Here is a 17,150-nt window from a genome sequence, read left to right on the forward strand (position 1 = left end):
CCGCTACCGTGAACCACCGGAACAGCCAGAGCTAACCCAAACTCCACGCTTTACCCCGGACTATTTAATTTGATTGCTGCGCAGGAGAAGAGTACAGATGATGTGCCGGGATACTCCCCAAAAGTTATTGATAGAATTCAGCAATATTCGTGTATAAACTTTTGAAGCGAATAATGGGAAATACATAGTGAGCAACAATAATTGAAAAAGCGCAATTGATAATAAGTGATTATCGATTAAATTAAAAATATGAGTTGCGCCACCTAAGTAGTTGGCGATAACTTTAACAGACACCCATCAGACTATGAACCTTGTAGAAATTCAACTCGAGAACTGCTTCGGAATTGGCAAGCTTGACCACAAATTCGACTTTAGACAGCTAAGCAGTAATTCATTTCTCATCTATGCTCCAAATGGAACAATGAAAACTTCGTTAGCAAAGACATTAGACCTAATTGCTAAAAATGACACAAAGTCAATGCCATGTGACAGAGTTTATGAAAACAGGGTGACTACGCATAATATAAGTGTTGACGGGAATGCTATTGCTATTGAATCAATTTTAGTTGTTAATGCCGAAGATAGTAGCTATGATTCTTCAAATAAGATAAGTTCATTTATTGCAAGTAAGGATTTGAAGAAGAAATATGACGAAATATATTCAGAGTTAGAAAATCAAAAAAGTGATTATATAAAGAAGCTAAAGCAAGTTTCACAAAGCACGGACTGTGAAGCTGAATTTGTCGATGCATATAGTCAATCGCCAAAGGACACTTTTTTGGAATTATTGTTGGCTATTTCAAAAAAATTAATAAATCAACCAGGTACTTACAATTTTCGCTACAATGATATTTTTGATAAAAAAGGTAATATCAAAAAATTTTTAGACAAGAATCAAAAACTTCTGTCTGACTATGTCACCAAATATGATGAACTTTTAAAGAAATCTAAGTTTTTCAAAAGTTCAAATAACTCCTTTGGCACATATCAAGCAAACGAGCTACTTGAGTCAACGAAGGATAATTCATATTTTGAGGCTGGTCATAAATTTACACTTAATGACAATGCTGAAATTAAATCAGCAGAAGAGTTAAAGAAGTTACTTCAAACTGAGATAAAGAATATTGTAAATGATGAGAAACTAAAAAAATCGTTCGACCAAGTTGATAAATCAATCGGTGCAAATGCAGAATTGAGGTCTTTCAAAAGTGCAATTGAAAAAGACAACCTTTTATTAGTTGAAATAGACAAATATGAAGATTTCAGAAAAAAAGTCTGGTTAAATTATATCTCAACTCTTGCTAAAGAAACAAATGAACTTGCCAAATTTTATGAAGGCAAAAAAACTGAACTCGAAAAAATAATTAAGGATTCTAAAAAGGAGTTTGCAATTTGGGAGGAAATTGTTGAAACATTCAATGAAAGGTTTTATGTACCTTTTGAAGTTAGATTAGTAAATCAAGAAGATGTTGTTTTAAAAGAAGAAACGGCTAATCTGGAATTTGATTATAAAGATACAAATGAAACTCCAGTACGAAAAGATAAGAACTCATTGCTTTCGATATTGAGCAAAGGAGAGCAAAGGGCTTTTTATATTTTACAACTTCTTTTTGACATAGAATCAAGGAAGCAACTCAATCAAAAAACTCTGCTAATATTAGATGACATTGCCGATTCGTTTGATTATAAGAATAAATATGCTATTATTGAATACATCAAAGAATTGCATCAAAATTCAATATTCAAGATCCTTATTCTCACGCACAACTTTGATTTTTACAGAACAATTGGTAAGCGATTATACTTAGACCGGCAATGTATCCTCATGACTTTGAGAAATGATGCGAGAGAAATTGTTCTTACACAAGGCGGGTATTTAAATGACATTTTCAGCCATTTCAAAAAAAACTTAGCCAAAGCAAAAGTTTTTGCAAGTATCATTCCATTAGTAAGGAATTTGATTGAGTACATTGAAGGGCAAGCAGGCACAAACTACAGTCAACTCACTTCGTGCCTTCATTTAAAGGCTGACACAAGTTCAATAAAATGTGCTGACATATTAAATCTCATACATAATAGTTTCCCTACGACTGCAAGTCAGACCATTACGTTTGGAGCAAAGCCAATAAAGGAATTCATTTTTGAAACAGCTGATGCAATTGAACAAGAAAACCCTCTTGATGAAATACTGCTTGAGAATAAAATAACTTTATCAATAGCTATTCGACTTAAAGCAGAAGAATATATGCTAACTAAAATTCCAAATTCAGCATCAATAGTTATTACTTCTAACCAGACTTCCGAATTATTGACGCATTTTAAAGCTATAAACACTGATAAAGCCACATTATCAATTTTGGACCGTGTTAATCTAATGACACCCGAAAATATACATGTGAATGCTTTTATGTATGAGCCAATAATTGACATGCCGGTGCATCATTTGGTCAATTTGTACAAAAAAGTTAAAGTGCTGACATAAAAAGCTACGGCCAATAAAAGTATTTACAAAAGCCGGGCTGAACAATCAATAAATTCCCTGCCTTTGCAAATACTCAAATGTTATGTGATATATTAAAAGGACACTACTTTCATGAAGTATTACTTAAGTAACTCTACGCTTTTAACCAACGCCACTAAGAAAGATATCATTGTCTTATATTTGAATGGTTGGGATGATTGGTTTACCTACTCAACTCTTTACAACCTTTACTACTATGACCTAACAGAAAATAGAACTCATATCGGTTCGATTAAAATTGGACAAGCAAACATGGTGACTGGACAAAGATCTCCACAGCTACCAGAGTTTTTTGAAAACTTGAATAATGAGTTTTTTTCGGTTGGCCAAGATGTTAGCTATTATGAAACATTGAATAAGTATGGAGAGGACTTTAGAGATAAAGTTTTAACTACCTTAAATGACATTGCCAAAGATGAAAATCTTTTTAAGGAAGCGTTAAAAGAAAACGTAACTAAAATATCTTTACTTAGGAGCGTTTCGGTGACCTCGGTTGAAGGCCAATTCAGAAGATTAGCTCAAGGAAATGCAGAACTAACCCCTTACAATTTTAAATACATTGCCCCTAAACTTAACAAAGCAGTTGTGCCAGGAATGGAGCTAAGTTTTTCAGTAACTCCAAACTCCAATCCTCCCACAAATATTCATGTAGTTATCGGTCGAAATGGAGTTGGGAAAACTCATTTATTTAATGGAATGATAAATTCTTTGCTTAAAGAAAATAGCATTGTTTCCAAAGATGGTCGATTTATTTCTGATGAAGAAAATATTGAAAATTTATTTGCAAACTTAGTGTCAGTTTCTTTTAGTGCATTTGATGAATCAAATCCAATTGATGAAAAAAAGGATAAGACTAAAGGTTTAAACTATTCCTATATTGGGTTAAAGAGGGCAGGAAAAGAAAATGAGAAACTCCCGCCTAAAAGCCCTACAATACTTAAAAATGAGTTTGTTAAGAGTGTTGAAAAATGTAGGTTAGGTGCAAAAAATGAAAGATGGATTAAGGCCTTAGAAATGCTTGAAGCCGACCCAATTTTCAATGAGGCCGAAGTGTCTCGAATAGCTAAATTAGATTTAGAGGATGAGTTTGTTGAATTAGCATCAGACACATTTAATAAACTAAGTTCAGGTCACAAAATTATCCTACTAACAGTAACAAGACTTGTTGAAACAGTAGAAGAAAGAAGCTTAGTGCTCTTAGATGAGCCAGAGGCATACTTGCATCCTCCACTTCTCTCTGCGTTTATAAGAGCTCTCTCAGATTTACTTGTAAAACGAAATGCAGTAGCTATTATTGGAACTCATTCCCCAGTGGTGCTCCAAGAAGTTCCCAAAAGCTGCGTTTGGAAATTAAGAAGACAAGGTGCCAATGCAATAGCAGAGAGATTAGAAATTGAATCGTTTGGGGAAAATGTTGGCATCTTAACTCAGGAGGTGTTTGGGCTAGAAGTCACCGACTCTGGCTTTCACAGAATCTTGCGTAATCTGTCAAATAATTCTCTAAGTTTTGAAGAAGCAACAAATACCTTAGATAATCAACTCGGATTGGAAGCAAAAGCAATTTTACGTAACCTAATTTTTAAAAAGAATAATGCGTCAGATTAAAAAGCCAACAATTACTTCTCGAAAAGTTTTTGAAGACTGCATTGACAATGTCAATGATGCTAATTTCAAATTGGAGTTAACAAAATCTTTAAACACAATTGAGTTAGCTGAAAAAGACTTCGATGAAAAGAAATTGAAGAATGAGACCTATTTAATAGCGAGAAACACTTTTGTAAATGCAACTGTTAATGCAACTGAACTTAAAAAAATCTATTCAGACAGAATGGTAAACAAAACCAACAAAGGTCGGAATTACTATGATCAAATTTTGGTTTCTGCCCCAAGTGGACGTTGTCCCTTGTGTAATCAAAGAATCGCTACCACACTAGATCATTACTTGCCAAAATCCGAATATCCAATGTTAAGCGTCTGTCCACTTAACTTAATTCCCGCATGTTCTGATTGCAATAAAGGTAAATTAATCAATTTTCCGACGACCAATGATGAAGAAACACTACATCCTTATTATGATAATATCGAAAATGTTGAATGGTTAAAGTGTAATGTGATTCAAATAAAACCGATAATATTTAATTATTATGTTGATCCGCCTGCAGGATGGAGTGGTTTGTTAAAAAGTAGGGTTATTGGCCACTTTAAATCCTTCAAATTGAACCCATTGTACACCACTCATGCCTTAGAAGAATTCGAAAACATAAAATATCAACTAGAAAAATTATATAATTCAGGCGGTGCTATACTTTTAAAAGAGCATTTGAAAGATTGCTATGATAGCCGATATGCGATAAATAAAAATTCATGGCAGACAGCCTTTTACTTTGCAATTCTTAACAACATTAATTTTTGTGACGGACATTTTATATGAAATACATCACAAAACATTCCATTCCCAATATAGCTAGGCGTCGAATACATTCTTCCTTCGCTGCCGATTCTCCCATACTTCCCAGGCGATGGGTCAGATAGCTATGTGTGTTGGCTTAGCGGCAATTGCAGTTATCAAGAACGAAAACTAATTTTATTTCTGCACTTCGTATCACGGCGAGTCGACGTCGCCAGACATCGCCTGAGAACATTCCGGTTTAACAAAATAATTCTCCCGTAACAGTACAGGATGTTCCTTTCTCCCAACAGCATTATTTTTATCCGATTGCTAAAAGCACGCTGTATGAAAAGAATTTTCTGTGTTGTTATTTTATCCTGTCTGCTGTTAACGGTTTCTGCTACTCCTTCCAATCAATACAACTTACTTATTGCCCCCGGCACTTTATCCGAAACGTCGGTGGTGTTGTTGTGGGATAAGCAATACGCAAAAGAAGCGGTTGTGTATGAGTTGTTGCTCAATGGTAAACTGCATGGCACTACTACCAAAACAAATTATACAATCTCCGGGTTGAAACCCGGAGCGAGTTATACGGTTTCGCTGCGGTTGAAACAGGCAAAGCAAACAGCCTTGTTTCAATTGAAATTTAAAACAGCAGCCAAAGGCAGGGTTTATAATATCCTCGACTTTGGTGCAAAGAGCGATTCATCCTTCATCAACACAAAACAAATTCAAAAAGCCATTGATGCCTGCACAGCAGGTGGCACTGTGTATATTCCGAAAGGAACATTTGTTTCCGGTGCATTGTTTTTAAAAAGTAATATGACCTTGCATATTGCAGAAGACGCCACCTTGCAAGGTTCTATTGATACAACCGATTATCTGCCCCTGATCAAAAACCGTTTCGAAGGATGGGAGATGGAAACCTATGCAAGTCTCATCAATGCCGGTACAATCAACCGTGATGGTTCGTATAATGTGCAGCACCTGCGCATAACAGGTGGTGGCACCATTAAAGGCGGTGGAAAAAAACTGGAACTTGCCTGCAAAGCTGCAAGAGGCATCCGCAGCAGGGGACGTTTGGTTTTATTAATGAACTGCCGGGATGTAAGCATCGATAACCTTACATTAACAGAGCCGCCTTGCTGGACATTGCATTATGTGTACAGCGATAATATCAGTTGTCATGGTCTTACCATTAAAACACATGGCATTCATAATGGCGATGGGATTGATCCTGACTCATCAACTGATTCGTATATTTTCAACTGCATATTCGATACAGGTGATGATTGTATTGCCATCAAATCGGGAAAGAATCCGGAAGGTTATTATGTAGCCAAACCAACAACGAATGTCCGCATCACCGATTGTGATTTTAAACGTGGTCATGGTATTTCTATCGGCAGTGAAATGAGTGGTGGTGTTAGTGGGGTGCTGGTGCAGGATTGTAAAGCAGGTGCTTTGCTGCATGGTATGCAGATCAAAGGCACGAAAGACCGTGGCGGTTATGTAAAGAATGTAACGGTGGAGAATTGCCAGTTATTAAAGATCACGATCTTTTCTGCGGTGAACTATAACAACGATGGTGAAGCGGCTCCTGTATTACCAACGTTTGAAAATTTTGTGTTCAAGAATATCGATCTCTCACAAGCCAATGTAAAAGAACCGGTGATCAATATCAACGGGTTCAGCCATCCGGCGCATAAGTTGAAGAATGTGTTGTTTATAAACATTATGCTTCCTGACAATGGGAAAGTAGTGATCAATGATGCAGAGCAGGTGAGGTTTGAACAGGTGAAAACAGTGAACGGCGGTAAACCTGTGTACGAAACGAAGAACAGTACGCAAATAATCTATTGATGTGGTATTCGTCGGCCCGGGGTCTGGCCTCAGCCGCCCCCCCGGGAGTCAGAAATTATATACATCATAATCCTACAAATGGTAAGTGGATGTTGGCAAAAGATTATTGAAGTTATACACATTCAAGTGCGTTGTTTTATGAAGAAGCTGTTTGTGTTTACGATAAGTTAATGCGTATTGAAGATGTGCTGTAGTGCATAAATCCCGGGGTCGGCTATCGCCAGACCCCCGGGCGGACGGAATCATCTATTCATGTGTCGCAAAAAAATTACACTTCGTTACATTCATTTTACAACTGTAAGCAGGTTACATTATTCGATATCACTATTGTTGCATAAATACAATTTTGATGAAGAAAATGAGTGTGCTTCCTTTCGTACTACTGATTGCATCGACTGTTTCTTTTGCGCAACAGAGTATCCCTTCAAAACTGAAAGTGTTTATTGATTGCAGTAACACCTGGTGCGATATGCAATACATAAGGTCGGCCATAAATATTGTAGATTTTTTGCTTGACAACGCTGCAGCCGATGTGCATGTTCTTATTACCAGCCAAAGCACAGGAAGCGGTGGAGACCAATACCAACTTATTTTCTTTGGTCAGCAATCTTTCAAAAACCAAACTGATACTCTGCGTTTCAGTACAGATCCGAATGCCACCGAATTTGAAGAAAGAGAGCTGCTGTTGAAATACCTTAAAACAGGGCTTATTCCTTTTATTGCAAAAACAGCAGCTATGAAAAATATTGAAATAAGTTTAAAGACAACAGACACAACTGCGGCAGGAACTACTGATTCCACCCATACAAAAGACCCATGGAATGCCTGGGTACTACGCATTGGTGCCGATGGAAACATGAATGCAGATGCTAACTATAAAAACGCCAATTATAGCGGCAATTTTTCTGCAAACAGAATTACAGACAAACTAAAAACAGGCATTGCTGTGAACTGGGGTGAGAACAAATCCACTTTTGCGTATGAAGAAAACGGCACGATCGAAAAGTTTGTGGTCAATAATCATAATTGGTCGATCAACCAATACCTTGTTAAAAGCATCAATACACACTGGAGTTGGGCTACTGAAATAAAATACAACCAGAATACTTTTTCTAATAATAAGGGACGTGCCTTACTGAGGGCAGGAGTCGAATACAATATCTTTCCTTATAAAGAAGTAAACAATAAGTCATTTACCCTTAGCTATAGCCTTAGTGCAAGAAGGAATTATTATTACGACACGACTATTTATGATAAAACAAAAGAATCCCTGTATGGCCATCGGGCAACCGCCTCACTTTCTCTCAATCAGAAATGGGGTAGCTCTTATGCAGGCATAACCTATCATAATTATTTTAACAACTGGAAATTTTTTAATCTTGGAATTGATGTTTATACCAACGTTCGCATCACAGGTGGTTTATCATTCTACATTATGGCTTTTGGCGGCCTTACCCGTGACCAGATCTTTCTTGTAAAAGGAAATACCACACCTGAAGAAGTATTGGCAAGAAGACGACAACTTGCTTCGGGTTACAACTATTACAGCAGCATTGGTATCAACTACCGTTTTGGCTCCAAGCTTAATAATGTGGTGAACCCCCGCTTTAACAGGATCGGTTCTGCAAATGAAGATTAATTTATGCTGACAGTTTTTCGTCGACCCGGGGTCTGCCCATGCGTTACTTATCTAACCACAACAATATTTCAAAATAAGGAACGGATCGATATATGTTGGGAGACCTGCACCATTAAAGGCAATACACATTCAAGTGCTTTTTTTTATAAAGGATATTTACTGCTACGATAAGTTGATGCATATTGAAGATGCCCTATAGTACTGGAATCCAGGGGTTGGCTGAAGCCAGCCCCCCGTGCAGACATTAAGTAGAGAAGACGGGAACGACGGCAGAGTTGTGGATTGAAATTAATTTACAAAAAATGACGAGAGAAAATACTCCTTTTGGGGTATTGGAGTCCCTTTTATTGGCGGTACCTTCCTCTTTTCCAAAACTCTGCATTATGAAGCACCTGTATTTTGCTTTTTTATTTGTGTGTGCTATTTACTCTTCCAATGCACAATCAGTCATTCAGTTTACTGTAACCCAACTTCCTTTGCTACAGGCAGATGCTGGTAAAGACAGCACTCTTAATAAGGGCAGTACAATTGTACTGGGTGGCGCATTGCCTGCAACAGGTGGATCGGGCACTTATACTTATGCATGGTCGCCGGCAAAAGGACTTGATAAAACCGATATTGCACGTCCTACAGCAACTGTTAACGAGGATATTACTTATACATTAACCGTTAATGATGGCTTGGCTTGTGCAAAATCTTCTGCGGTTAATTTAAAAGTTTCCTTTGCCACTTCCATTGATGAACTCTCTGCAGTTTATGGCCTGCGCCTGTTTCCCAATCCGGCAAGCGACCGTATCTATATCAGAACCAGCCGGGCGCTTCCTGATAAATTATTATTACTGGAATTGTTTGACGTGCATGGCCGAAAGCTGTATGCAAAACAAGTGAGTGGAATGGCAGCCCTTTATCAAACGATTGAGCTTGGTACATTTTCAAAAGGACTTTACCTCCTGAAGTTTAGCAGCAGCAAGATCAATACTTCGTATAAAATAATTGTACAGTAATAACAAAACCACTACAGATGAGAAAGCAATTTATACATTGGATATTTTTTTGTTTGGCGTTAGTGAGTGGAGCCGCTGTGCATGCACAATCAAAAGATTTTCAACTAAGAATTGATAATTACAGAGGCACAATACAATGGCAACAATCTCCAGATCACATAAACTGGACCAATATCGTTGGTGCCACGGTATCTAATTTAACAACTTATCCTGCCGTTACAACATACTATCGTGCTGTTATTTCAGAGCCGAATTGTACAGATATTTACAGTAATATAAAAGCTGCCTACATACAGGGCGATATTGTACTAAGTGCTGAATTGATAAAAGGCATTGTGACGCTACCAACAGGGTCAGCCTATTCTTTATCAGATTTAAAGGCATATTCACTGATTGACAGCTGCAAATTGGGAGCCAATGGTAATTTTGAGTTACTAAAAGTTGATTCCTCTTCAGAAAACTTACTAATTGTGACCAATCAAAACAAAGATGTTTGTTTGCTTGGTGTCTTTTTAGAATCGCAAAACCAATACGAATTAAACACTGAAACTACAACAGCAGGACTGTTGCTTATGTACCCGTTTTTAAAACAAGTAAATACAGAAAGAAAAAAACAACTTCTAATTCAATACAAAAATGAGCCTGAATTTACCGCATTAAAACAGGAGGTTCAGGCCGTTCATGTTGCCGGAAAAAAACTTTTTGATTCAGCTTATACGCAAATAGGGAACCTTGTTGTGAAATTAATTAAGAAGAGCTATAACAATGATAGGTACCGATTAAGTTCAAACGACCTGGATGTAGAAGTAAACGGAGGGAATGTTATCATTCGCAATAACAAGGAATTCAGTTATGTTGGAAGTGTTTACCCGGTGGGGAATAATAATTTTCCTTTACTAACTAATTTTGTGGTTGCCGGTTCACTTTTACGCTCATCGAATTTTATTCAGGGAATCCGGCCATATCTTTCAAGCTCTGATCATCTCACTACTGAAGACATGAAGTCTGAACGAATTCTTAATCTCAGAAGCATTGGAGCATCACCCAATCAACAATATAAAATTATTTTACGAACCGGTCTTGCATTAGATCTTACACCTGAAGATCAAAAAGCCCGAAGAGAAAATTTACTTCAACTTTATTTGGCACTCCTTGATAATGTTTCTCCGGAAGTTGGAAGTATCAAAAAAATAAATGCTAAATGTGTAACGAGTGCTGTGGATTACCTGACAGAAACTACAAAAATAAAATTGACACAAAATCCTAATACTGACGTCGTAAAAGATATCATTATTCCATACCTGAGCGAAGCATTTTCTACAATTGGCGAATGTTTTGGTTCGTTAGTGGAATCTGTTTTCGGTATGATATTTAAGATTGTAGACCTATTTGTCAATATCGAAGAAAAAGCTTCGGCAATGACTTTTTATCCGGAGTGGGTAAGCTCTCCCAAAAAAGCTGATATCTGTTTAACAATTGATACGAAAGAAAGAGTTTACTATTGTGCTGTGGTTGAAAACCTTGGTGTTGTGAAAGATGAATATCCAAGTGGCGAAACGGTTGAATTAAAAGTGAGAACATTGTACGACCCGCAATATTATCCCTATGAACTCTTTTTGCCATTACCGTTAGCGGCTGTCAATTTCCAAATTCAAGAAGGAACGTCGTCCTTTTTACCAGGGGAAGTTGTTAAACTGGATGAATACACTGATATTGATGGCGTTTTTTCATTACAATGGAAAATGCCCTGCGAAATCGGAAAAACTTCAGTACTAATTACACCTTTAGCTAACCCCATATCAAAAACCAAAGAGTCGTCGACTAATGTATTTCATCCAACTGTTGCAATAACTGCTTTGAACACTGATGTACAAGGCTCGCCAAATCAAAAAATCGATAAAAATCTCATTTTGAAATTTAATGATGTTCGTAATGGACAAACGAGTCCAATAGCATCAGAAAATTTTAATGTTGAATGGCGTAATGTTAAAGGAACAGGAACAATAGCTCCAGCTTCCTCATTATTGAACGAATCGAGTTTTTCCTGGACGCTTGGACCGGAAGATGGCGAACAAATAGTAGAAGCAACAATAAAAAGTAAAAACTGTGATTGGCCGATAAGTGAGAACGTTATTTCTTTTTCAGCAAAACCAGAAGTGTTTGTTCTTTCCGGCTTTTCGTTTGCAAATCTTTCCGATGTTGGTACTATTTGCTCGTATTATAAGAGCTGCAGCTACGATATGAAATTTAGTTTTAAGGATAACAAATCGCCAACATCCGGCAGTATAATGTGGAAAATAGATTGGGATAATGACGGCAATGGCACATTTGACGGCACGACAGGCTTCAACAGCGGGACAATTTCAGCTGGAAACACAGATGGAAACATTGTAACCTTTCCGAAAATTGGCTTTTGTTGGGGATCGAATACTACAAAGTTGAAATTTTTTGCAAAATACATAGCTGCAGATGGAACTGAAGGAAGTATTATAGAGGGTGCGGTTCCTCAATACTAAGCGTTCATTACTTACTTCTATCACGAAGGGATGATTTACTCACTTTTTGAAATCATGAAATTTCTGTCAGCCCGGGGTCTGGCTACTTTTTTAAGAACTTACTATTGGCTGATTTTTGCTACAATATCTTTCTATTGCTTGTACTTAAACAATAAAATATTGCCGTTGCCAGCTCCTCCTTCATTTGAAATATAGAGATCAGCAGTTGCTGAAAAAGTTAATCCTTCAGGTTGTTGAAACAAGTCGCCCTTCAGTTCATACCGCTGCAGCACATCGCCCTGCCTGTTTACTTCAAGTAATTTTCTTTTTGATGCCGATAATACAAATATATTTCCGGTAACGGGATGCACAGCAATAGCAGATGGCTTGAAATCCTTTTCTTCAAATACAAGCAAAGGTTTTTCAGTCAGTACATGCCCGTCCAGTTTAAATGTATAGATCGCTTTGGGCTGTTTGGAGGTTTCAGAAATGGACTGATCTTCTTTGCAGGCAATGAGCAATGCGTTTGAAACACGATCATAACAGATTCCTTCGGTATCATTTTTACGGCTGAGGGCTGTCTTGTACTTTTTTAAAACAGGTGTTTGCAGATAACCGGTTACCTGCACAATGTTTCCGTTTGACTGTATCAAATACACATCAGCGCCCACCACAGCGAGGTCTTCGTAATCCTGCGGATTACTAAATGGAATGGTTTTGTCAATTTCCTTTGATGACAGATTATACAAATACAATTTCCCGTTTTCATCTTCCTGGCAAAGCATAACAGAATCATTCAACAAATTCATGCCTGAAATTTCTTTCAAAGCAGAAGGGAGTTCCCAGGTTGCATCAGGCGACTTGAAATTATAATCCTGCGTCCCTGACGTTGTTTGATTTTCCGTTTTTTTGCCCGTCTCTTTTTTTTCGGGTTCCTTACAACTGAAAATAAGAAAAGAATAGATCATGAAAAGGGAAACAATCATCCTCATTAATTTTATATTTAGTGGCATTATTTAAGCAGGTGTATGAAGAGCGTAGGCTACAATAAAAGAAAGGATGGTAATAATAAAACCATACATAAATACATTGTATGCAATATTGATATACTTGTATTTCCATACAAGTATAATACCCTGGTAATAAATATCCTTCGACAAACTGTCGTAGAGGGTTGCCCGGTTCTTATAAGTTGCCTGCATGGACTTTTTGTATTCATCCAGCGATAAATTGGCGAAATCCCCAAAAAATATAATATTCATTTCATGCCCCGCAATGGGGTTGTGTTTGGAACTGTCCTTTATCAGTTTGGGCCTTGTTGACAAGATTGAAAATATGATTGTTGCAGAAGCGGTTATTATCAGTAATAAAGTTGGCAGCAGGAGATACTGGCTTTCGTCAAGCTTTGTAATTAAGACTGACAGAACAATGGAGATAACGATGGCATTAATACTGATGAGCAGGCTGGCTTTTTCATGTGCCCTTGAAGCTAATTCCATGTGCCGCTGCTCGGTGATCCTGAAAAATGTTTCAACCCCCCGTTCGAGTTTTACTGCACCTTCAGCTACAATCTTTTCATGTTCAGTGGCCGGTACTTGAATAGTTTGATGATGGGGCTCCTGTACAATTTCGTGCAACAGTTCAAGGTTCTTTTTATAACCCGCCAGCGATTTGCTTTTTCCCTTCTGGTATAATTTCCTTGCAGCCGATGTAAAATAAAAATGGTTTGAAAGATTGCCTATATTTTCATTGATCCATTCTTCATCTGTAAATTCTCTTAATGAAAGTGTGGCATATTCTATTCTCAAGAGATTAAGAATTTGATGTGCGTCTTTTTCAGCCAAATGATACATACTTGCATCGCAAACAATTTGTGATGGTACTGAGACTGCCTGCATGGGCATCCTGGTAGATAAAATGCATTCTACGATCGTTTCAATTTTTTCGTCTTCAACTCCTTTTGCTTTATAATATTCTGCTGCCAGTTCTGCAGACTTAACCTGGTAGTTCTGATAATCGATACAATACCCCGTTTCCAGGAACCATGCTGCTAAATGCACCAGTTTGGATTCCTGCTTCCCCAAGTCCATTCTTGAAGCAAGTGCATCACAATGACGAACAATATTGATTGTGCGGTTATACTGATGAAAACAATATTGGTCGGTAAAATTTGAATTGTAATAATCCTGTATATACAATGCTGTTTCCCGCAGTAGTTCAGTTGTAAGTTTCATATTTGGTTGTTCTTAAAATAATCCGTGTTAATTTTTTAATGCATTATCAACAAATATCCTTTTGCGTTCATTCTTGTTTTTTATTTCTGCATAAAATTCTTCTAAGAAATTAATCATTTCCTTTTTACTCTTGGGTGTCAACAGATCAAAATTATTGATCAAGGCATAAAAAGACTCTTCTTTTTCAAGAAAGGATTTAACTGCTACTTCTATTTCCTCTATTGATCGCTCATGGCCCCTGTATAATCGTTGGGTAAGACGCTCAATTCCCAGCTGAGGAGGAGGCGCACCATAATACGGGTTTACTAAACCGGTAATATCAAAGTCATAAGCAATTGGATAAGGCATTGAAAGGGTATCACTTTTGTCAACAAGGAGTTTTACATTGTGGTAATAGGGGATTGACCAATCAGTATTACCGATCATATACTGGAATAAATAAAATAAAGTGGTTTCATCACGACGCATACCCAAAGGAGGATATACGATATTTTCTTTTTCCCGGCACTGATTTCTTTTTGCCAGGTCGTCAACATCTTCAATCAGAAAAGCATATTGATCATAGGCTTTTATTTTGCCTTTTACATCGGAATAATTAACATGTAGCAATCGAACCCTGAAACTCAGGTCGGTTAACATATTGTACATCTTATAAACAAGGTACTCCTGCAACAGGTCTTGTTCATTGTTGTCAGTAGTATTACACCCACCTACCAATTTCAACGTTCCAAGTTTTGAAAACGCAGGAGACGCCGGGTTCTTAAAATCTATCATCAAAGAAGCTATCCTGCATCGATCTTTTCTGAAATTGCCCCTGGGTTTTACCTGAACCGGGCCACTTGCAACAGTACCATCCTGAAATTTAAGGGACATCGTAGCACCAATATAATTCAAGTCTTTTTTTTCTGCTAACAGTCCTTTAATATCTGTTGATAATTTTACTTCTATGATTTTGTCATCTTTGAAGAATTCTTTATCATTTATGGGTTTTGGCTGGGCACTGGCAAACTTAGCCAACAATAAAAACACGATAGCAATAGACCACTTATTACTCTCCATAATCTGTTTGTTTTGGTTAAAGTGGTTCTTCAGAGAAAGAAGGAAAATACAATATAGATAATTTCAATTGAAAATAACTGCTGTATTACCTGATTAGTTCCGTAATAACCTGGCCGATATTACCACTGGGTGCCTGTATCTTTAATAAAGCTGCAAGTGTAGCAGCTATATCAGTCATATAGGTTTCCCTGTAAATTGAACCGGGCTGAATTTTCCAGCCATACCATATCAATGGAATATGTGAATCATATGGATTCCAAAGTCCGTGTGTAGTGCCGCCATTTTCAAATCCTTCAAGCCATTGCGGTTTTAATACGATCTGTATTTGTCCGCAACGCTGCTGATAATAACCATTGGCAATCCTGCTTTTTAATGTATCATGTATGGTAGAGTTTTTGAGCTGATCAAAGGCAAAAACATTTGCGACTGCTTCCTGTTGCAGAAGATATTGAATAATCCATTCTGTAATTTCATTGGTTTTTAATTTCGGTTTACGTGCAATTACAGGAAGGTTCAGTACCACCTGGAAATTGATGATATCTTTAACAAGAGCATCAACTGCAAATTTTTGTTTTAATACTAAATTCATGCTATCAACCATGTTTGTAATAAGAACATTGCCGGCGGGTATCTTAAGATCGTTCATGAATTTTGGGTTATGAGCAGCACCATGGTCTGATGTTAAAAAAACCAGGTAGTCATCTTTACCCACTTTTGAATCGAGGTAGTCGAGCAACTCCGCTAATTCTTTATCAAGTCGTAAATAGGTATCCTCATTTTCAATTGAATTAGGCCCAAATGCATGTCCTATATAATCTGTAGAAGAATAACTGATCGCCAATAGATCTGTAATGGAATCGGCCCCCAGCTGTTCATTTTCAATTGCCGATTTTGCGAATTGAGTAGTTAGTGTATTTCCAAAAGGAGTACTTAAAACAATGCTGTAGTTTTTTCCTATAACAGATGATAACGTATAAGGAAATCCTTTACCTAATACTTTAACTTCATAATCGTTCTCATCCGATGTACTTTGTGTGTAACTGTTGATGGGAAAAATAGTACTCCAACCCAGTTTGTAATATTCATCAACCAGTTTCTTTTCATTGAATGTGTTCACCCAGCCGGGCAATGCTTTCATATAGTATGATGATGTAATCCAATCGCCTGTTTTACTATCGTACCAATAAGCAGCATTGGCACTGTGGCCTGCCGGTAAAATTCCTCCCCGGTCTTTTAAAGCAATACCTACAACCTTGCTTCGTTGGTTTGTTGCCAACTTCAGTTCATCGCAAATTGTAGTTGTAAACATATTGACCGGGCTCATATTTCCTGCTGCTGCATTGGTACTGCCAACCACTGAAACAGCAGGATCATCAGTACAATAAACATATTGTTGTTTTTTGTTGTCGAACCAGTTATTTCCGGTAATACCATGGATAGACGGAACGGATCCGGTATAAATTGAGGCATGACCACAGGCTGTATAGGTGGGAGTAAAAGGTATCATTGTACTGTTACAGTTAAATCCTTTACTCATTAAGCGTTTAAAACCACCGTTAGGGGCATAACGGTCATTGTAACGCTGCAGGTAATCCCAACGCATCTGATCAACAACAATTCCTACTACTAACTTAGGTCTTTGCACTTGTGCATGTATGTTGAATACTGAACTCAAAAGAAATAAGCTGAATAAATATTTTTTCATACCGTGCAATTATGATTTCTAAGTTAAGTTGAATTTCGGGATTACTGATTTTTAAAAGTGAAAGAATAACTCTCTGCTTTTCCTTTGAAAAATTAATCTCATTTCATCTTACATCAAAGGAAAGGCAGGTCTCTGATCTGTGTCCAGTCGTAACTAATCGAACCAACACCTGTTATTCCAAAATAAGTAACGGATCGGTACAGGTTGGCAAACCGGCCGAAACCAAAAAATCATTGTTTCC

Annotated in this window: 11 protein-coding genes; 7 read left to right on the plus strand and 4 right to left on the minus strand. The window is 37.3% G+C overall.

Annotation, left to right across the window (positions count from 1 at the left end; all coding sequences use genetic code 11):
* Positions 1 to 304 precede the first annotated feature (304 nt).
* From WG989_RS15770 to WG989_RS15800, 7 genes are all read left to right on the plus strand, one after another.
* Entirely contained in the window at positions 305 to 2,482 is a 2,178-nt protein-coding gene (locus tag WG989_RS15770) for an AAA family ATPase (RefSeq protein WP_340430851.1), read from the plus strand.
* A gap of 111 nt (positions 2,483 to 2,593) precedes the next feature.
* The gene (locus tag WG989_RS15775) at positions 2,594 to 4,126 is read left to right on the plus strand and encodes an AAA family ATPase (protein WP_340430852.1); all 1,533 of its coding nucleotides are present in this window, start codon (positions 2,594 to 2,596) and stop codon (positions 4,124 to 4,126) included.
* A complete protein-coding gene (locus tag WG989_RS15780; protein WP_340430854.1) occupies positions 4,113 to 4,952 on the plus strand; it encodes an HNH endonuclease in 840 nt (279 codons plus the stop codon). The genes WG989_RS15775 and WG989_RS15780 overlap by 14 nt, the downstream gene beginning before the upstream one ends.
* A gap of 303 nt (positions 4,953 to 5,255) precedes the next feature.
* The gene (locus WG989_RS15785; RefSeq protein WP_340430856.1) at positions 5,256 to 6,773 is read left to right on the plus strand and encodes a glycosyl hydrolase family 28 protein; all 1,518 of its coding nucleotides are present in this window, start codon (positions 5,256 to 5,258) and stop codon (positions 6,771 to 6,773) included.
* Positions 6,774 to 7,122: 349 nt separating this feature from the next.
* Entirely contained in the window at positions 7,123 to 8,412 is a 1,290-nt protein-coding gene (locus WG989_RS15790) for a hypothetical protein (protein ID WP_340430858.1), read from the plus strand.
* 383 nt (positions 8,413 to 8,795) lie between these two features.
* A complete protein-coding gene (locus WG989_RS15795) occupies positions 8,796 to 9,416 on the plus strand; it encodes a T9SS type A sorting domain-containing protein (protein ID WP_340430859.1) in 621 nt (206 codons plus the stop codon).
* A gap of 17 nt (positions 9,417 to 9,433) precedes the next feature.
* Positions 9,434 to 11,932, plus strand: a complete 2,499-nt coding sequence (locus WG989_RS15800) for a DUF8696 domain-containing protein (RefSeq protein WP_340430861.1) — start codon at positions 9,434 to 9,436, stop codon at positions 11,930 to 11,932.
* Positions 11,933 to 12,063: 131 nt separating this feature from the next.
* Here WG989_RS15800 and WG989_RS15805 read toward each other — a convergent pair whose 3' ends face one another.
* The 4 genes from WG989_RS15805 to pafA all read right to left on the minus strand — a co-directional run bounded on the left by WG989_RS15805 (position 12,064) and on the right by pafA (position 16,909).
* Positions 12,064 to 12,897 (minus strand): SdiA-regulated domain-containing protein, encoded by an 834-nt coding sequence (locus WG989_RS15805; RefSeq protein WP_340430862.1) that lies wholly within the window; start codon positions 12,895 to 12,897, stop codon positions 12,064 to 12,066.
* Between the two features lie 30 nt (positions 12,898 to 12,927).
* Positions 12,928 to 14,145, minus strand: a complete 1,218-nt coding sequence (locus WG989_RS15810; RefSeq protein WP_340430863.1) for a Pycsar system effector family protein — start codon at positions 14,143 to 14,145, stop codon at positions 12,928 to 12,930.
* A 27-nt stretch (positions 14,146 to 14,172) separates the two neighbouring features.
* Positions 14,173 to 15,204, minus strand: coding sequence for a hypothetical protein (locus tag WG989_RS15815; protein ID WP_340430864.1), 1,032 nt, complete (start codon positions 15,202 to 15,204; stop codon positions 14,173 to 14,175).
* An 85-nt stretch (positions 15,205 to 15,289) separates the two neighbouring features.
* The gene (gene pafA, locus WG989_RS15820; protein ID WP_340430866.1) at positions 15,290 to 16,909 is read right to left on the minus strand and encodes an alkaline phosphatase PafA; all 1,620 of its coding nucleotides are present in this window, start codon (positions 16,907 to 16,909) and stop codon (positions 15,290 to 15,292) included.
* Between the last annotated feature and the right edge of the window lie 241 nt (positions 16,910 to 17,150).

The organism is Lacibacter sp. H407, assembly GCF_037892605.1.
Taxonomy (GTDB): domain Bacteria; phylum Bacteroidota; class Bacteroidia; order Chitinophagales; family Chitinophagaceae; genus Lacibacter.

Bases quoted from the DNA above. Each gene is read 5' to 3' on its own strand.
- WG989_RS15790 (WP_340430858.1), top strand. From the start codon at position 7,123: ATGAAGAAAATGAGTGTGCTTCCTTTCGTACTACTGATTGCATCGACT.
- WG989_RS15805 (WP_340430862.1), bottom strand. From the start codon at position 12,897: ATGATTGTTTCCCTTTTCATGATCTATTCTTTTCTTATTTTCAGTTGT.
- WG989_RS15815 (WP_340430864.1), bottom strand. From the start codon at position 15,204: ATGGAGAGTAATAAGTGGTCTATTGCTATCGTGTTTTTATTGTTGGCT.
- pafA (WP_340430866.1), bottom strand. From the start codon at position 16,909: ATGAAAAAATATTTATTCAGCTTATTTCTTTTGAGTTCAGTATTCAAC.
- WG989_RS15780 (WP_340430854.1), top strand. From the start codon at position 4,113: ATGCGTCAGATTAAAAAGCCAACAATTACTTCTCGAAAAGTTTTTGAA.
- WG989_RS15800 (WP_340430861.1), top strand. From the start codon at position 9,434: ATGAGAAAGCAATTTATACATTGGATATTTTTTTGTTTGGCGTTAGTG.
- WG989_RS15775 (WP_340430852.1), top strand. From the start codon at position 2,594: ATGAAGTATTACTTAAGTAACTCTACGCTTTTAACCAACGCCACTAAG.
- WG989_RS15770 (WP_340430851.1), top strand. From the start codon at position 305: ATGAACCTTGTAGAAATTCAACTCGAGAACTGCTTCGGAATTGGCAAG.
- WG989_RS15795 (WP_340430859.1), top strand. From the start codon at position 8,796: ATGAAGCACCTGTATTTTGCTTTTTTATTTGTGTGTGCTATTTACTCT.
- WG989_RS15785 (WP_340430856.1), top strand. From the start codon at position 5,256: ATGAAAAGAATTTTCTGTGTTGTTATTTTATCCTGTCTGCTGTTAACG.
- WG989_RS15810 (WP_340430863.1), bottom strand. From the start codon at position 14,145: ATGAAACTTACAACTGAACTACTGCGGGAAACAGCATTGTATATACAG.